A 15,935-nucleotide genomic window follows, 5' to 3' on the forward strand; every position below is an offset into this window, starting at 1 on the left:
ATCTCCCTAATAAAATGCTAAGAGACTTAGCGTATTTATTCTATCCTATATATTGTGCTGCCTGTGACAGTCCTCTATATACTAATGAAAGGTTACTGTGTACTTCATGTAGGCACGAGCTTCCTTTGGGCAATTTCCATAACGTAAACGCAAAAAAAATTGAAAAAGTATTTTATGGTCGTGTCAAAATTGAAAATGCTACTGCTTTATTTGTATTTCATAAAGATAGTTTAGTACAAAATTTAATTCATAACCTAAAGTATAGGGGAAGAGAAGAAATAGGAGAAGAACTAGGTAAATGGCTTGGTCAGGAGCTAATTCAAACAGCTGAATACCAAATTATTGATTCTGTAATCCCAGTTCCTTTACACAAAAAGAGATTACAGGAAAGGGGGTATAATCAAGTAGGAAAATTCGGAGTCGAAATTGCCAAAAAACTAAATGCTGAATATGTCGATTCTGTTTTGAAAAAAATTTCTTACAATAAAAAACAATCCAAACACGGAAGACTTAGCAGGTGGATAAACACGGTTGAAACATTCGGAGTTCAAAATGAGTCCTTACTTGTGAATAAGCATATTTTGTTGGTTGATGATATTGTTACAACAGGTGCAACAATAGAATCTTGTGTAAACGCTTTAAAATCTATTCCTGGTATCAAAATAAGTGTTGCCACAATAGCTATAACAGAGTAATTAGAATAACATGGCTAAGTTCTAAAAAGCATATTATTTACTACTATGTTTTTAAATTCCATCCAGGCAGTATTGGAAGCAAAGGCTATAGCTGCTACGGTTGCCATTTTACTGGTTGAATTTTTTATTTTTTCTAAGACTAAAAACCAATTCAGATAATTCTGAAGGTATTTTGTTGCCACTCCATTGAAGGGCTCCATAAATTTCCTTAGACGCATATCCATATTATTCACATTTTGTACGTGATATATTTTGTCAACAGCTCTTTGACCCTTCGAAGCATTAAATTTTTTGTGTGCTACCTTCTTGTCTTTTGCAAATGCAGTATAGCTTCTGTGACTGTCGCTACAAAGGGTTTCTACTTTAGCCAACTTCCCTTGTAATATAGTCTCCAAGTCACTTTTACTAATGCGACCTCTGGTAGCTACTTTGAAATCTTTGTTCCCTGATCGGTCACAACTGGCTATCACAGCTACTTTTTCATTACTGAGACCAGCTTTACTTGCCTTTGCGCCACGTTTTCTAGCAGGACGATCCAAATTTCGATTCCCTTTTTCAGAGTAAGCAAAGAAAAGATCATCACTCTCTAGGATTCCTTGGAATTCATCCACACTTACGCTCCCAAAGGAGACAAGTAATTTGTGCCTCCAATCAAAAGAAGTCTGAATAGAAATCCCTGTTTCTTTGGCACTCTTGCGAATACTATATCCAGAGAGTAAACAGAATAAATAACGATTAACTTTGTCTTTCTTCTTGAGGTTGTACCAGAACTTACCGGTAGTTTCACTAAAGTTTTTATGACAAGTATTACAAACATAGCGCTGTACTCCTTTGAGCTTACCATTAGCCTTAATTTTATTGCACTTACAATGAGGACAGCTTATGGCTTTACTCTGATTGCTATCAATCAGGGCTGAACCCTCAGTAGAGATCTCCAATAATGTGGAAACAATTTCTGATTGAACCAAAGCCGATGAACTAATGAAAAAATCTCTAAAATCTTCTGGTATCATTTCTCCGTTTTTATAAAGTAAAGATAAAACATATTCTAATTAGAACTTAGCCAATAACATTTGATATAAAATAGATCAACAAATCTAAATTTGAAACCTTAATTATATAAGTAAAATCAATTCGATGTATTCTATTTGTAAGTCAATTTTGAATTAACCCTTAAATAGAATTTCATTAAGTTTTTTGTTTTTTAAATATAGTTGTTTCTTTGTGTCCTAAAATTATTGCGGAGATATGAGCAAAAGAATAAATACGATATTGCTTACCTTGGCATCACTTGTCATTGTGGTTAGTTGTGCCAAAAAAGGTTCTATAACCGGTGGTCCTAAAGATGAGACTCCTCCGGTTTTTATAAAAGCTACGCCTCCCAATTTCTCTACAAATTTTAACAAAAAAGAAATCAGAATCTATTTTGATGAATATGTAAAACTAAAAGATCCGCAAAAACAAATTATCGTTTCTCCTCCTATGGATCCTAAACCAACCATCACTCCTATGGGGGGAGCTAGTAAATACATAAAAATTAAATTTCTTGATACCTTATTAGAAAATACAACTTATAGCATCAATTTTGGCGAAAGTGTAGTAGATAATAATGAAGAAAATCCTAATCCTTTTTTTAGATATGTTTTTTCTACAGGAGACTTTCTCGATTCTCTAAGTATAAAAGGTACTGTTGGTGACGCTATTCAAAAAAAGGCAGATCCTTATATTACCGTAGCTTTGTACGAAGTTGATGAAAACTACTCAGATTCATTGGTATACAAAACTGTTCCCAGATATATTACCAATACCTTAGACAGCTTAGCTTTTAGTCTTCAAAATCTGAAAGAAGGAAAATTTAAACTCATTGCCTTAAAAGATGTTTCTAATAATTATATCTATGAGCCTAAACAGGATAAAATTGGGTTTTATGAAGAGGTAATATCACTTCCTGAGGACACTGCCAAAGTCTTCAACCTTAATATATTTAAAGAAATCCTAGATTTTAAAGCTTTAAATCCTAAACAAGTCTCAAAAAACAAATTTATTTTTCCGTATGAAGGTGAAGTAGATAGCATGAAAATCAAGTTGCTAAGTGAAGCACCAGATACATTTGAAACTCGAATCTTTCCTGACAAAGACAAAGACACATTACACTATTGGTTTAGGCCATTTTTTAAAGCAGATTCATTATTATTTGAAGTGACTAATATCAAAAAATATAGAGATACTGTACTTGCTCGATTCAAAGATCAGTATAAAGATTCTCTTGTAGTATCCTCTGATATTGGAGCTACACTTGCACCTAATAAAGATTTTGTTTTTTCGGCAAATACTGCTCTGGATAGTATTAATGAGCAACTAATCTCTCTAACTGATAAGGACACACTCGATGTTCCTTTTTCTATCAAATTAGATACTACAAAAAATGAAGCTCTACTAAATTTTGAAAAAGCAGAGAATAATGCCTACACTTTACAGTTTTTACCAAAAGCTATTAAAGATTTCATTGGCAATGTTAATGACACTATAAAAATCAATTTCCGGACAAATAAAGTAACCGATTATGGAACCATTTTCTTAACACTCAAAAAAGTAGAAACTTATCCGATTTTGGTTCAAGTAACCAATGAGAATGAAGAAGTGATCTCAGAAAAGATTGTACGAAGTCAAGAAACTTTGGTTTTTGATTATCTCGATCCGTCTAAATATTATATCAGAATCGTTTTTGACCGTAATGATAATGGCAAGTGGGACAGCGGTAATTTTTTAAAAGGAATACAACCCGAAGAAATTCGTTACTTTGAGGAACCAATAGATGTTAGAGCAAATTGGGAAATAAAGCAAACCTTCACATTAGATTAATTTAAAATTATCCTTATCATCAAGAAAAGGTAATTTATTTCTTATTTTTTTGACATGAGAACTATCTAATCTTGCATATAAAATAGCTTCTCTCTCGACAGGATTTTCTTCTAAAACCGAATCTCCTAAAACATCATATACTCCAGAATGGCCGTTGTATTCATATCCTTTACCATCAAGACCTACACGATTTACCCCGATACAATAACACATATTTTCGATAGCTCTGGCTTTTAGCAATGCATCCCATGCACTAATACGAGGTTTTGGCCAACTGGCAACATATAATAACACATCATATCCCGAAGTATTTCTTGCCCATACCGGAAACCTAAGGTCATAACAAATTAGTGGTTTAATTCTCCAACCTTTATAATCTATAATTACATCTTTTTGCCCTGCAGTAAATACTTCCTGTTCTTTGGCTAGTGTAAACAACTGATGTTTATCATACACCTCACAAGTCCCATCAGGTAGCATAAAAACCAATCGATTATAATAGTTTCCTTTTTCTTCAATAATAATACTTCCTACAATTGCACAATCTGCCGATTTGGCCATTTTTTCTAGCCATTGTAAAGTATTCTCTCCCATTTTTTCTGCTACTTCGATAGCATTCATTGTAAACCCTGTAGTGAACATTTCGGGTAAAATAATCAGATCCACTTTCTGGGATATCGAATTAATTTTTTGAGTAAAAGCTGCACGATTCTGTACCGGGTTTTCCCATGCCAAATGAGATTGGAGTAATGCGACATCTAGAGTTTCTTTCATCTGTGTATACTATAATTTAGAGATCAAATTTGTACTGAATAGATCAGTATAAAATCACATGCAATTATTTCACCGCCTAAAAATACTAAAATCTAATCGCCGACAAATGATTTTGAAAAGAGATCTCGTTATTCAACATTACATATTGTTTATTTCAAAATTAAATTTCAGTACTACTAGATATGTTTTCAATGAAAATTCAATGAAAAACCGAATACTTTGTTAAAAAATCATATTTACCTAACAATTATTTCATATCACAATCCAATTTCACCCTTCTTTTTTCCAGAAAATCCTTATTTTCGCACACTTAATAGAAAGAACGATCAAATGAGCACGAAGTTTCCTGAATATAAAGGACTTGACTTACCTAAAGTAGCTGACGAAATACTGGATTTCTGGCAACAGAATACCATATTTGAAAAAAGTATTAGTGAACGAGATGGAGCAAAACCGTTTATCTTTTTTGAAGGCCCTCCTTCTGCAAATGGATTACCGGGAATTCATCACGTAATGGCTCGTGCAATTAAAGATATTTTTTGTCGCTATAAGACACAAAAAGGATATCAGGTACAACGTAAAGCTGGTTGGGATACACACGGGCTTCCGATAGAACTTGGTGTAGAAAAAGAATTAGGAATTACCAAAGAAGATATCGGTAAAAAAATCACCGTAGAAGAGTATAATGAAGCTTGTAAAAAAGCAGTGATGCGTTATACAGATATCTGGAATGATCTTACACAAAAAATAGGATATTGGGTAGATATGGAAGATCCATATATCACCTATAAGTCTAAATATATGGAAAGTGTATGGTGGTTACTTTCTCAGATCTATAAAAAAGGATTATTATACAAAGGATATACCATACAGCCGTACTCTCCTAAAGCAGGTACAGGACTAAGCTCACACGAACTTAATCAGCCTGGTACGTATCAAGATGTTACCGATACCACAGTTGTAGCTCAATTTAAAGCTAAAAAAGAAACATTGCCTTCATTCTTGCAGGAGATAGAAGAAGCTATTTACTTTTTGGCATGGACGACAACTCCGTGGACGCTTCCTTCGAATACAGCATTAACAGTAGGTCTTAAAATTGATTATGTAGTTGTAAAAACATTTAATCAATATACTTTTGAACCGATTCATGTTGTTCTTGCAAAAAACTTGGTAGGAAAGCAGTTTTCTGGAAAATTTATTCAAGCGGAAACTGAAGAAGAACTTACTACTTTCAAAGAAGGAGATAAAAAGATTCCTTATTTCATCTTAAAAGAATGTAAAGGAACAGATCTGATCGATATTCGTTATGAGCAGCTTATAGATTATGTACAACCTCATCATAACCCAGAGAATGCCTTTAGAATCATTGCCGGTGATTTTGTAACCACCGAAGATGGAACAGGGATAGTACATACTTCGCCAACTTTTGGTGCAGATGATGCATTAGTAGCCAAACAAGCAAAGCCCGAAGTGCCTGCACTACTAGTAATGGATGGAAATGACAACTTGGTACCTACTGTAGATTTACAAGGACGATTTATCCCACAAATGGGAGATTTGGGTGGTAAGTATGTTAAAAATGAATATTACGATGATGGTGAAGCTCCAGAGAAATCTGTAGATGTAGAAATTGCCATTAAATTAAAAATAGAAAATAAAGCTTTTAAAGTCGAAAAATATGTACACAGCTACCCTAATTGTTGGCGTACAGATAAACCGGTTCTATATTATCCTTTAGACTCCTGGTTTATAAAAGTAACCGATTTTAAAGATCGCATGCATGAGCTTAATCTAGGTATCAACTGGAAACCTAAAGCAACTGGTGAGGGTCGTTTTGGTAACTGGCTGGCTAATGCTAATGATTGGAATCTATCTCGATCTCGATTCTGGGGAGTTCCATTACCAATCTGGAGAACAGAAGATGGCAAAGAAGAACTTATCATCGGTTCTGTTGAAGAATTAAAAGCCGAAATGACCAAGGCTGTTGATGCAGGAGTGCTCGATAAAGATATATTCTCAGATTTTGTTGTGGGTGATATGAGCGAAGAGAACTATGATAAAATTGATCTTCATAAAAATGTGGTAGACAAAATTACTCTGGTATCTTCTTCAGGAAAACCGATGAAACGTGAGAGCGATCTTATTGATGTATGGTTCGACTCTGGATCAATGCCTTATGCACAATGGCATTATCCTTTTGAAAATAAAGAAAAGGTAGAATCAGGAGGAAGAAAAGCAGATTTTATAGCCGAGGGAGTTGATCAAACTCGTGGATGGTTCTATACCCTGCATGCTATAGGAACTATGATTTTTGATGATGTTGCCTATAAAAATGTAGTATCTAATGGTCTTGTATTAGATAAAAATGGGCAGAAAATGTCTAAAAGACTTGGTAATGCAGCTGATCCTTTCGAGACTTTAAAAACTTTTGGACCAGATGCTACCCGTTGGTATATGATTAGCAATGCCAACCCCTGGGATAACCTAAAATTTGATTCTGAAGGAATTGCGGAGGTTCGCCGTAAATTTTTTGGCACACTATATAATACGTATTCATTCTTTACTTTATATGCCAATATTGATAATTTTACGTATACTGAAGCCGACATTCCATTGGCAGAACGACCCGAAATTGATCGTTGGATTCTAAGTGAATTACATACCTTGATCAAAAATGTAGACACGTATTATAATGATTACGAACCTACCAAGGCAACCAGAGCAATCTCTGATTTTGTTCAGGAAAATCTAAGTAACTGGTTTGTACGTCTAAGTAGAAGAAGATACTGGAAAGGTGATTATCAAAAAGATAAAGTTTCTGCTTATCAAACACTATATACTTGTATGCTCACTATTGCTAAATTGGGAGCACCCGTAGCGCCATTTTTTATGGATCGATTATATAAAGATTTGGTAACAGGAACCAAAAAAGAAGCTTTTGAAAGTGTTCATTTGGCACATTTTCCTGAGTATGATCAGGCTTTTGTAGATAAACCTTTAGAACACAAGATGCAGAAGGCACAGACTATTTCTTCTCTGGTACTTTCGCTACGTCAAAAAGAAAAAATCAAAGTTCGACAGCCACTACAGCGTATTATGATTCCTGTGCTAAACGAAGCTGAAAAGAATGAAATTAATGATATTGCAGATCTTATAAAAAGTGAGGTTAATGTTAAAGAGATAGAGCTTATAGATGATGCTTCTGGTATCTTGGTAAAGCAAATTAAACCTAATTTCAAAACATTAGGCCCTCGCTTTGGTAAAGATATGAAGTTGATATCCAGTGAGATACAGTCGTTTGATCAAGAAACCATTAAAATTCTTGAACAAACAGGGCATTTTGATGTAGAAATTAATGATAAAATTATTACATTAGGTACCGACGATGTAGAAATAAGTTCTCAGGATATTGAAGGTTGGTTAGTAGCAAATTCTGGAACTTTGACTGTAGCGTTGGATGTAACGATAAGTCCTGAGCTTAAAAAAGAAGGGATCGCCAGAGAACTTGTAAATCGTATTCAAAACATCCGTAAAGACAGTGGTCTTGAGGTGACAGATAAGATAGAAATTGTTTTCCAGGAAAACGAAGCTATCAAAGAAGCCATCGCCACTAATGAGAATTATATTAAAAATGAAACCTTAACCGAGACAATTGAATTTGCATCAGATGTAATAAATGGTACAGAAATTACGTTTGACGACATTGCAACCCAATTGATAATAAAAAAACATTAAGAAGTATGGCAGAAGATATCAAAGTAAGGTACAGCGACGCTGATTTAACGATGTTTAAGGAAATCATCGTAGACAAAATGGAAAAAGCACAGAAAGATTTGGAATTAATAAGAAGTGCTTACAAAAATGATGGAAATAACGGTACAGATGACACTTCACCAACATTTAAAGCGTTTGAAGAAGGAAGTGAAACCATGTCTAAAGAAGCAAACACACAACTTGCTATTAGACAAGAGAAATTTGTACGCGATTTAAAGAATGCTTTATTACGTATTGAAAACAAAACATATGGTATTTGTCGTGTAACAGGAAAATTAATTAATCCTGACCGATTAAAACTGGTTCCGCATGCTACATTAAGTATCGAAGCAAAAAATATGCAGAGTTAAATACAAAAAACAATCTATACCTATAGATTTGGCCTCACCGGTTTTTAAACCAGTGAGGTCTTTTTTTTATCTTATACCTGTTATACCTTGAATTTACCGTAAAAGAAAATCATTATTTTTTTCTTTGTATGAAATATAAAATTAAAGCATAGCCTTAGTTACGGTTTCATTTTATACTGAAATAGAAAGGAAAAAAGGGCGTTTTATTGTGGTAAATTCAAAGTGTAAATGGTATTATACCAAATAAATATAATTAAATGTAACCTTTTTAAAAAAACAAGGTATTAGTAATAGAAACCAACCAAAAGAGTAACATCTTGAAAAATCTAACTGACGAAGAATTAATGATTCTGGTATCCAACGGTAATCTGGATGTAATGAGTATCCTTTTTGAAAGATACCATATTAAAATCTTTAATTTCTTATTAAAAATGACGAGAGATCGAGAGATCAGCCAGGACATTACACAAGAAGTTTTCTATAAGGCAATTAAATATAGAACTTCTTATAAAAAAGGAAAGTTTTCATCTTGGATCTATACCATTGCCAGAAATATATTTAGTGATCATTATCAAAGTCAAAAAACAGCCCCTCAACGCTTTGAAAATATCGAATATAAAGCAGAACAAAAAGAGCAAGATCATGTCGAAATAAAAGAGACTAGTGAAGAATTATACCGAGCATTAAATCAACTCAATAAAACCGACAAAGAGCTCGTTGTTATGAATCGATATCAAGGAATAAAGTATCAGGAAATAGCTGAGATCACAGGCTCTACAGCAGGAGCTGTAAAAACCAAAGTTCATCGGGCTATCCATAAATTAAAAAATTATTATTTACAAAACATATAACTGTTATGAACTGTAAAGACATACAAAATCAACTGATTGATTATATAGATCATAATCTGGATCAGGAAACATATCAAAAGATAGAGACACATCTTAAAAGCTGCGAAAGCTGTACTAATGATTTACAAGAACTTCAAACCGTTTTTGAAGCTATAAAGAATGATAATTCTTCTAGAGAACTTCCGGATAAGAGTTTACAAATGAACTTTGAAGAAATGTTGAAGAAAGAAAAAGAGATACTCAATGATCCTAAGATTGTATCCTTAAGCTCACAAACCAAAAATCCTTGGAAAACAGCGTTACAGATCGCTGCAACCATTGCACTTGTTTTTTCGGGGTATTTCTACGGAAAACTAGAGAATACTGCATCACTCTCTGAGGAAATGGCCGTATTAGAAAAAGAAAAATATCAAATGAAGCAAACGATGACCATTTCTTTAATAGAAAATGAATCTGCAAGCAAACGCTTACAAGCTGTAAATTATGCAGAGGAATTTGACAAACCCGGAAATGACATCTTAAACGCCTTAATCAATAAAATGCATTACGACGATCATACCAATGTGCGATTAGCTGCAGCAGAAGCACTGGTAAAATTTTCGGATACTGAGATGGTTCGTAAAGCATTAATCAATGCCTTGGATATTGAACAAGATCCAGGTATACAAATTGAATTAATTCAAATATTAGTTTCTATTCAGGAAAAACGCGCAGTTCCTTCTATGGAAAAATTACTTCAGAAAGAAGAAACACCCAATTATGTAAAAGATCAAGTAAAAATTGGGCTACCTAGTTTAATTTAAAAGTTCAATCAAAAAACAAATAATCATGAAAAAAATAGCAATCGCATTACTAGTATTTATAGTAACAGGAAATCTAACTGCACAAGATTACAAACATTCTTTGCAAGGAATTAAAAAAGTAAGAATAGCCTCAGAATCTGGAGTTATCGCAAAAACTCACAGCCAAGATGAAGTATTGATCAAAGGAAAAGGAAGAGAAACTCCTGAAAAAGCCAGAGGATTAAAAGCAGTGTATTCTGGTGGAAGCGACAATACTGGTATAGGGATTTATGTTCAAAAAGAAGGAGAAACACTTATTATTAGAAACCTGAAAGGTATGCATAGCGAAACCTTAGAGATCTATCTTCCAAAAGAGATCAATATCACTACAGAGAGCGGTAATCTGGGGAGCCTATCTTTTAATGGGTTTTCTGCCGAAATAGAAGCCAGAACCAAGGTAGGAGGTATTACATTAAAAAATGTTACAGGTCCAATTGTAGCTAAAACCGCAACAGGTGAAATTAATATTGTATTCGATAAGGTAAGCCAAAGTTCACCAATTTCTATTGTATCTGCTACAGGAGCGATCGATGTAAGCCTGCCATCCAATACTCCTGCTAATCTGGAATTAAAGACTTCTATGGGAGAAATTTATACTGATTTTGATATAAAATTCCCTCTTGAAGATAAGAACATGAAAATAATTCGTGGTAAAAGAGCTATAAACACCAAAATAAATAATGGTGGGGTTGATATTACCCTAAGGTCATCTACAGGAAATATTTACCTGAGAAAAAAATAAATAGAGGTCATCAATTAATCAAAAAACATCGAATATGAAAACTGTATTAAAACTCATCCTGTTGTGCTTTGTTTCATTACAAATAAATGCACAGAAAGTAATCCAAAAAGAACTAAGTACTTCTGCTGATTTAATTAAAGTAGAATTTAAATTTGCCGAAGATATTGTTATCAAAACTTGGGACAAAAGTAATGTGTCTTTAAAAGCCAACGTAAGTATTAATGGTGGAGAATTTGACGATTATTTTAACTTAAAGATAAAGAACACCTCATCTGTTCTGGACATATCATCAGACTATGGTGATCTATTCGACAAGTGGAAGAAAGAACGTGGAGGATCAAACCGTAAAAACAATTGGGGTCCTTGTAATAATTTAGACATTGATGCTAAGTATACCTTGTATCTTCCAAAAAATTCTACACTAAGAGTAAAAAGTATTTCTGGAAACGTTCAGTCTGAAAACTATCAGGGGGAATTAATTGTAGATATTATTAGCGGAAATATCGATATTAAAAACTACAACGGAGATCTTAATCTTAAAACCATAAGTGGAGATATTGACATTAATGTTTCAAAATCAAGATTAAAAGCCGAAACAGTTACCGGAATGATTTATTCTGATAAAGACATGAAGTTTGATCACGGTAAAAACAGAATCGTAGGAAGTAAAGTAACAGGTACTTTTGGAGATGTAAGAAGCGAGCTACAACTTGAAACTGTGAGTGGTAGTATATTCATTAGAAAATAATAATGAGAAGAATATGAAAACAATTGCCTTAAAAAAATAAGGTAATTGTTTTCTATCATATAACTACAAATATTCAATGTAATGAAACCAGTATTTCTTTTATTCTTTTTTATTTCGTTTTTCACTTTTTCGCAAAATTGTTCTTGTGAAGATAATTACAACTGGCTTAAGAAAACATTTGAAGAAAACGATGCTGGTTTTATCTATGCACTAGAACAAAAAGGAAAAGATCTTTATGCAAATCATAATAAAAAATTTAGAGCTAAAATAAAACCTATTAAAACCATTAAAGAATGTTCTGCTGTACTAAATAATTGGCTTCGGTTTTTTAGATCAGGGCATATAGGAGTACGGATTAACAATCAACAAAACAAAGCTCAAAATGGATCTTCTGATGCTGAAATTTCGGATCAATTTAAGGGTTGGGAAAAATATAATATAGAAGAAAAAGAATTTGAACACTATATTTCTAAATTAAGAAATATTACTTATGAAGGAATATGGGAGTCCAAAGCATATAAAATTGGTGTCATAAAAACCAAAAACGAATATATTGGATTTATACTCGAAGCTGACGGGGTTTACTGGAAAAAAAATCAAATCAAATTTAGGATCAAAGTTTCTGAAAATGATCAGAAAGAAGCTGTTTATTTCATGAAGGATCATTCTGCCAGAACATTTAAAGATGTAAAGTTGGTTGGAAAAAATTACCTGCAAATGGGCTTTATAGTTTTAAAAAGATTAAAACCGCATTTTGAAGTTGATAAAACAATAGAGGAACATTTTGAGCTAATCAAAGCCCGAAGTCCTATGATCAAGGAAGTAAGTGAGAATACCATTCTTCTTAGAATTCCATCATTTTCATATTCTAACAAAAAATATATAGACAGCTTGATTATGGCAAATCACAATCAGTTGATCCGTAAAAAAAATCTCATCATTGATGTAAGAAATAATGGTGGTGGAAGTGATGCTAGCTATAAAAAAATCATCCCCTATTTGTATACTAACCCTATACGCACAGTGGGTGTTAAACTACTATCAACACCACTTAATAATAACCGAATGAAGAAATTCATGAAGGATCCTGACTGGTCTGCTGAAGAAAAGAAATGGGCAAAAAAAGGGTTAGAAAAATTAAATAAACATATGGGTGAATTTGTAAATCTTGATGGCACTATAATAGATATTACAAAAATGGATACGATATACCCTTATCCAAAAAATGTTGCTATTGTAATTAATAAAAATAATGGCAGTACGACAGAACAATTTTTATTAGCAGCAAAACAAAGTAAAAAAGTGAAGCTCTTTGGCACTACTACAACTGGTGTCTTAGATATTTCAAACATGAATTTTGTTGATTCTCCCTGTAAAGATCTACAATTGGGATATAGTTTATCTAAAAGTATGAGAATACCCGAAATGACGATTGACAATAAAGGCATTCAACCTGATTATTATATCGACAAGAGCATTCCTGATTATCAATGGATCAAATATGTCGAAAAAATACTAAAAGAAGACTAGTCATAAAATTCACCTTAATTCTGAACAAAAATCCATAAATCTTGCAGCTAAAACAATAAGTATCTATAAAACAAAATAAAACACTATTTTTGTCCGTCGCTTTTAACAGCCAAGCAAATTAATACTTATATGTCTTTAAAGAAATCTATTTTAGTTATAATTTTAGTGTTACTTATTGATCAGATCACCAAAATTTATATTAAAACTCATTTTACTCTTCACGATAGTGTAGAAGTATTTGATTGGTTTCGTATTATATTCGTAGAAAACAAAGGCATGGCCTGGGGATTTGAACTTCCTGGGAATTATGGAAAACTAGTTCTTACACTATTTAGAGTGGTTGCCATCACAGGAATCGGGTATTGGTTGTACGATTCTGTTCGCAAAAACAGCCCAACTATTCTTACTTTTTGTATTGCATTGATTTTTGCTGGTGCTTTTGGAAATATTATTGATTCTATTTTTTATGGTATTTTATTTAGTGAAAGCACACTGGTAGAGATTGCAAGTTTCTTACCAGAAGCGGGCGGTTATGAAAGTGTTTTTTATGGTAAGGTAGTCGACATGATTCAGTTTACTTTCTATGATGATATTTTACCAGATTGGATTCCGTTTATGGGAGGCAAACATTTTTCATTCTTTGATCCTGTATTTAATATTGCCGATTCTGCAATAAGTGTTGGTGTTTTCTTATTAATCATATTTAACAAAAAAGCTTTTCCAAAAAAAGTAGAAGAATAGTACAAAAACTACAATTAGATCAAAATTCTTTCAAAGTCGCCTAATTTAATAGGCTTGGTAAGATAATCTGATACTATATCGATAGATTTGGCGCGTTCTATATCTCTAGAATCTATTGAAGAACTCACCACATAAAGGTCAATTTTTTTTCCAATTTGATTTTTGATTTTAGAAAATTCACATAAAAATTCCCAACCATCCATAATTGGCATATTTAGATCTAAAAATATAACTTGTGGTACATCTTGATTTTCTTCTTTCTGTAAAGATTGTAGAAAAAAATCTAATGCTTCTTTTCCATTGTTAAAAACTAAAACAGATTCTGATAGTTTTTTTAGTTCAATGATCTTGCTTACCAGATTAATATAAATAAGGTCATCATCTATGATACAAACACTTTCTATATTTCGGGGCATTTTTTAGAGAGTACAAAATTAATAAGGTGAATATACAAAAGTATCCTTAATTCAGAAAACCCTATTTACTTCTTAATAGCGTATATTTCTGTTGGCGTGACACAAAAATCAAGAGATACATCTGTTATGGTTACATTCTCAATTTCTTCTTCAGCAGAAAAAAAAGAAAGGCCAATTTTTAAGGTATTAGGATTACATTTTGCCAAAAATTTATCATAAAACCCTTTGCCATATCCCACTCTATTCCCTTTTTGATCAAATGCTAATAGAGGTACAAAAACTACTTCTATTTTATCTTCAGGGATTGGGATTCCATCAACCGGTTCAGGAATTCCCCAAGAATTCACTTTTAATACAGTAGTATCTGTGAGTAAGAAGTGGTGAAGAGTATTGTCTTCGAAATTACTTTTTGATACGATTACATTTTTATCCTTTCCTAGAAGAATATTTAGCAAAAATTCTGTATTGATTTCCTTTTTTTGATCTATCGACAAAAAAATATGGTAATATGATTTTTCCCAAACTGGTAATTTAAGTAATTGATTGGCTATATCAATACTTAAATTTTCAACCTCTTCGTTACTTAAATGAGATCGAAGGGTTTTATATTTAGCTCGTAGTTCTTTTTTATTCATTTGCTAATTCTTTGGTAATACGGAAAATAGCATCTCCTTTATATACAATTGAAGATTCATTTACATTAATCACATATCCTTCATTATTTGCTTTAACTACATGTCTCATCTTACCATAAGGATCTGTAATTGTTGCCATAATCTCATCTTTTTCTATATGTTTTCCAACAGGTATTTTAATATGTAATAAACCACTATATTTTGCACGCATCCATACACTTTTTTTAATAATTAAAGTATCAGAATCCCGAGAAGGTAATTCGAATTCGGTACTCAGCATTTCCAGATGATTCAATATACGCATGGTTCCTTGTACTCCTTCTCTTGCTATTTCTTTACTACTATTTTGAGACTTTCCTCCTTCAAACAATAATATATCTTTACTTTTTTTGGAGCAGGTAGCTCGATATGAACCATCCAGATTTTTGGAAAAAAGAGTAAAAGGAGCATTAAAAATTTTTGCTAACTCTACTAATCTTTCATTTTTAGGATCCACTCTAATATGCGGAGCATTGAATCTACTGGCTCCTCCGGTATGAAAATCTAAACAAAAATCTGCTGCCGGTAAAATCTCATTTATAAATTGATAAGCAAAGCGACTGGCTAGAGACCCATTTTTGGTTCCCGGAAAAACCCTGTTAAGATCTCGTCCATCAGGAAAAAAGCGATCCATACTTAAAAAACCAAATACGTTAAGTACAGGGATACATATAATACTACCTTTTGCAGGTTTATTAATTTTTCTTGCAATGATTTGTCTCACAACTTCTACTCCATTAATCTCATCTCCATGAATTCCTGCAGTAATAAGTACAGTGGGGCCAGGGGTTTTTGATCTTTCTATGATTATAGGTATTTCTACCTTGGTAGAAGTATATAACTTGGCTATATTAAAATTTATAGTTGTACTAGTACCGGGCAATACTTCTTTACCGAGAATATTAAGTATATTTTTTCCTGTTACTTTAGTCATTG

Annotated in this window: 15 protein-coding genes; 10 read left to right on the forward strand and 5 right to left on the reverse strand. The window is 32.8% G+C overall.

The annotated features are described in order from the left end of the window. Window positions 1-14: 14 nt before the first annotated feature. Window positions 15-695 (forward strand): ComF family protein, encoded by a 681-nt coding sequence (locus ATE84_RS02400; protein WP_101445504.1) that lies wholly within the window; start codon window positions 15-17, stop codon window positions 693-695. Window positions 696-709: 14 nt separating this feature from the next. On the opposite strand, the gene ATE84_RS02405 is transcribed toward ATE84_RS02400, so the two are convergent. Next, complete coding sequence (locus ATE84_RS02405; protein ID WP_101444842.1) at window positions 710-1,708, reverse strand: IS1595 family transposase; 999 nt, start codon at window positions 1,706-1,708, stop codon at window positions 710-712. A gap of 235 nt (window positions 1,709-1,943) precedes the next feature. On the opposite strand from ATE84_RS02405, the gene ATE84_RS02410 reads away from it, so the two are divergent. After that, window positions 1,944-3,557: an Ig-like domain-containing protein gene (locus ATE84_RS02410; protein ID WP_101445505.1), complete on the forward strand. Its 1,614-nt coding sequence runs from the start codon at window positions 1,944-1,946 to the stop codon at window positions 3,555-3,557. Here ATE84_RS02410 and ATE84_RS02415 read toward each other — a convergent pair. Beyond that, window positions 3,549-4,331, reverse strand: coding sequence for an amidohydrolase (locus tag ATE84_RS02415; protein ID WP_101445507.1), 783 nt, complete (start codon window positions 4,329-4,331; stop codon window positions 3,549-3,551). The two genes, ATE84_RS02410 and ATE84_RS02415, sit on opposite strands and share 9 nt — an antisense overlap. A 330-nt stretch (window positions 4,332-4,661) precedes the next feature. Here ATE84_RS02415 and ileS point away from each other — a divergent pair, with 330 nt between their 5' ends. From ileS to ATE84_RS02455, 8 genes are all read left to right on the forward strand, one after another. Next, the gene (ileS, locus tag ATE84_RS02420) at window positions 4,662-8,066 is read left to right on the forward strand and encodes an isoleucine--tRNA ligase (RefSeq protein ID WP_101450780.1); all 3,405 of its coding nucleotides are present in this window, start codon (window positions 4,662-4,664) and stop codon (window positions 8,064-8,066) included. A gap of 5 nt (window positions 8,067-8,071) precedes the next feature. Continuing rightward, on the forward strand, window positions 8,072-8,455 hold the full coding sequence (locus ATE84_RS02425) for a TraR/DksA C4-type zinc finger protein (protein WP_101445508.1): 384 nt from the start codon (window positions 8,072-8,074) through the stop codon (window positions 8,453-8,455). 317 nt (window positions 8,456-8,772) lie between these two features. Then, the gene (locus tag ATE84_RS02430; protein WP_101445510.1) at window positions 8,773-9,306 is read left to right on the forward strand and encodes an RNA polymerase sigma factor; all 534 of its coding nucleotides are present in this window, start codon (window positions 8,773-8,775) and stop codon (window positions 9,304-9,306) included. A gap of 5 nt (window positions 9,307-9,311) precedes the next feature. Further along, window positions 9,312-10,109: a HEAT repeat domain-containing protein gene (locus tag ATE84_RS02435; protein WP_101450782.1), complete on the forward strand. Its 798-nt coding sequence runs from the start codon at window positions 9,312-9,314 to the stop codon at window positions 10,107-10,109. 25 nt (window positions 10,110-10,134) lie between these two features. Next, on the forward strand, window positions 10,135-10,890 hold the full coding sequence (locus ATE84_RS02440) for a DUF4097 family beta strand repeat-containing protein (protein ID WP_101445511.1): 756 nt from the start codon (window positions 10,135-10,137) through the stop codon (window positions 10,888-10,890). A 34-nt stretch (window positions 10,891-10,924) separates the two neighbouring features. Then, the gene (locus ATE84_RS02445; protein ID WP_101445513.1) at window positions 10,925-11,638 is read left to right on the forward strand and encodes a hypothetical protein; all 714 of its coding nucleotides are present in this window, start codon (window positions 10,925-10,927) and stop codon (window positions 11,636-11,638) included. An 81-nt stretch (window positions 11,639-11,719) separates the two neighbouring features. Further along, window positions 11,720-13,168, forward strand: coding sequence for a S41 family peptidase (locus ATE84_RS02450; protein WP_101445514.1), 1,449 nt, complete (start codon window positions 11,720-11,722; stop codon window positions 13,166-13,168). A 129-nt stretch (window positions 13,169-13,297) separates the two neighbouring features. Beyond that, window positions 13,298-13,909 carry a lipoprotein signal peptidase gene (locus ATE84_RS02455; RefSeq protein WP_101445516.1) on the forward strand — a complete coding sequence of 204 codons (612 nt, stop codon included), beginning with the start codon at window positions 13,298-13,300 and terminating at the stop codon, window positions 13,907-13,909. Window positions 13,910-13,923: 14 nt separating this feature from the next. Here ATE84_RS02455 and ATE84_RS02460 read toward each other — a convergent pair whose 3' ends face one another. The 3 genes from ATE84_RS02460 to ATE84_RS02470 form a co-directional block, all read right to left on the reverse strand. Continuing rightward, window positions 13,924-14,325 carry a two-component system response regulator gene (locus ATE84_RS02460; protein WP_101445517.1) on the reverse strand — a complete coding sequence of 134 codons (402 nt, stop codon included), beginning with the start codon at window positions 14,323-14,325 and terminating at the stop codon, window positions 13,924-13,926. A gap of 65 nt (window positions 14,326-14,390) precedes the next feature. Continuing rightward, window positions 14,391-14,960, reverse strand: a complete 570-nt coding sequence (locus ATE84_RS02465) for a 5-formyltetrahydrofolate cyclo-ligase (RefSeq protein WP_101445519.1) — start codon at window positions 14,958-14,960, stop codon at window positions 14,391-14,393. After that, the gene (locus ATE84_RS02470) at window positions 14,953-15,933 is read right to left on the reverse strand and encodes a succinylglutamate desuccinylase/aspartoacylase family protein (RefSeq protein ID WP_101450784.1); all 981 of its coding nucleotides are present in this window, start codon (window positions 15,931-15,933) and stop codon (window positions 14,953-14,955) included. The genes ATE84_RS02465 and ATE84_RS02470 overlap by 8 nt, the downstream gene beginning before the upstream one ends. Between the last annotated feature and the right edge of the window lie 2 nt (window positions 15,934-15,935).

The sequence above is a fragment of the Aquimarina sp. MAR_2010_214 genome, from assembly GCF_002846555.1.
GTDB lineage: Bacteria > Bacteroidota > Bacteroidia > Flavobacteriales > Flavobacteriaceae > Aquimarina.

What these genes read in the sequence shown, in the direction of transcription:
- ATE84_RS02460 (WP_101445517.1), bottom strand. Translation starts at nt 14,325, where the DNA reads ATGCCCCGAAATATAGAAAGTGTTTGTATCATAGATGATGACCTTATT.
- ATE84_RS02410 (WP_101445505.1), top strand. Translation starts at nt 1,944, where the DNA reads ATGAGCAAAAGAATAAATACGATATTGCTTACCTTGGCATCACTTGTC.
- ATE84_RS02445 (WP_101445513.1), top strand. Translation starts at nt 10,925, where the DNA reads ATGAAAACTGTATTAAAACTCATCCTGTTGTGCTTTGTTTCATTACAA.
- ATE84_RS02455 (WP_101445516.1), top strand. Translation starts at nt 13,298, where the DNA reads ATGTCTTTAAAGAAATCTATTTTAGTTATAATTTTAGTGTTACTTATT.
- ATE84_RS02450 (WP_101445514.1), top strand. Translation starts at nt 11,720, where the DNA reads ATGAAACCAGTATTTCTTTTATTCTTTTTTATTTCGTTTTTCACTTTT.
- ATE84_RS02425 (WP_101445508.1), top strand. Translation starts at nt 8,072, where the DNA reads ATGGCAGAAGATATCAAAGTAAGGTACAGCGACGCTGATTTAACGATG.
- ATE84_RS02470 (WP_101450784.1), bottom strand. Translation starts at nt 15,933, where the DNA reads ATGACTAAAGTAACAGGAAAAAATATACTTAATATTCTCGGTAAAGAA.
- ileS (WP_101450780.1), top strand. Translation starts at nt 4,662, where the DNA reads ATGAGCACGAAGTTTCCTGAATATAAAGGACTTGACTTACCTAAAGTA.
- ATE84_RS02405 (WP_101444842.1), bottom strand. Translation starts at nt 1,708, where the DNA reads ATGATACCAGAAGATTTTAGAGATTTTTTCATTAGTTCATCGGCTTTG.
- ATE84_RS02440 (WP_101445511.1), top strand. Translation starts at nt 10,135, where the DNA reads ATGAAAAAAATAGCAATCGCATTACTAGTATTTATAGTAACAGGAAAT.
- ATE84_RS02400 (WP_101445504.1), top strand. Translation starts at nt 15, where the DNA reads ATGCTAAGAGACTTAGCGTATTTATTCTATCCTATATATTGTGCTGCC.
- ATE84_RS02435 (WP_101450782.1), top strand. Translation starts at nt 9,312, where the DNA reads ATGAACTGTAAAGACATACAAAATCAACTGATTGATTATATAGATCAT.
- ATE84_RS02465 (WP_101445519.1), bottom strand. Translation starts at nt 14,960, where the DNA reads ATGAATAAAAAAGAACTACGAGCTAAATATAAAACCCTTCGATCTCAT.
- ATE84_RS02415 (WP_101445507.1), bottom strand. Translation starts at nt 4,331, where the DNA reads ATGAAAGAAACTCTAGATGTCGCATTACTCCAATCTCATTTGGCATGG.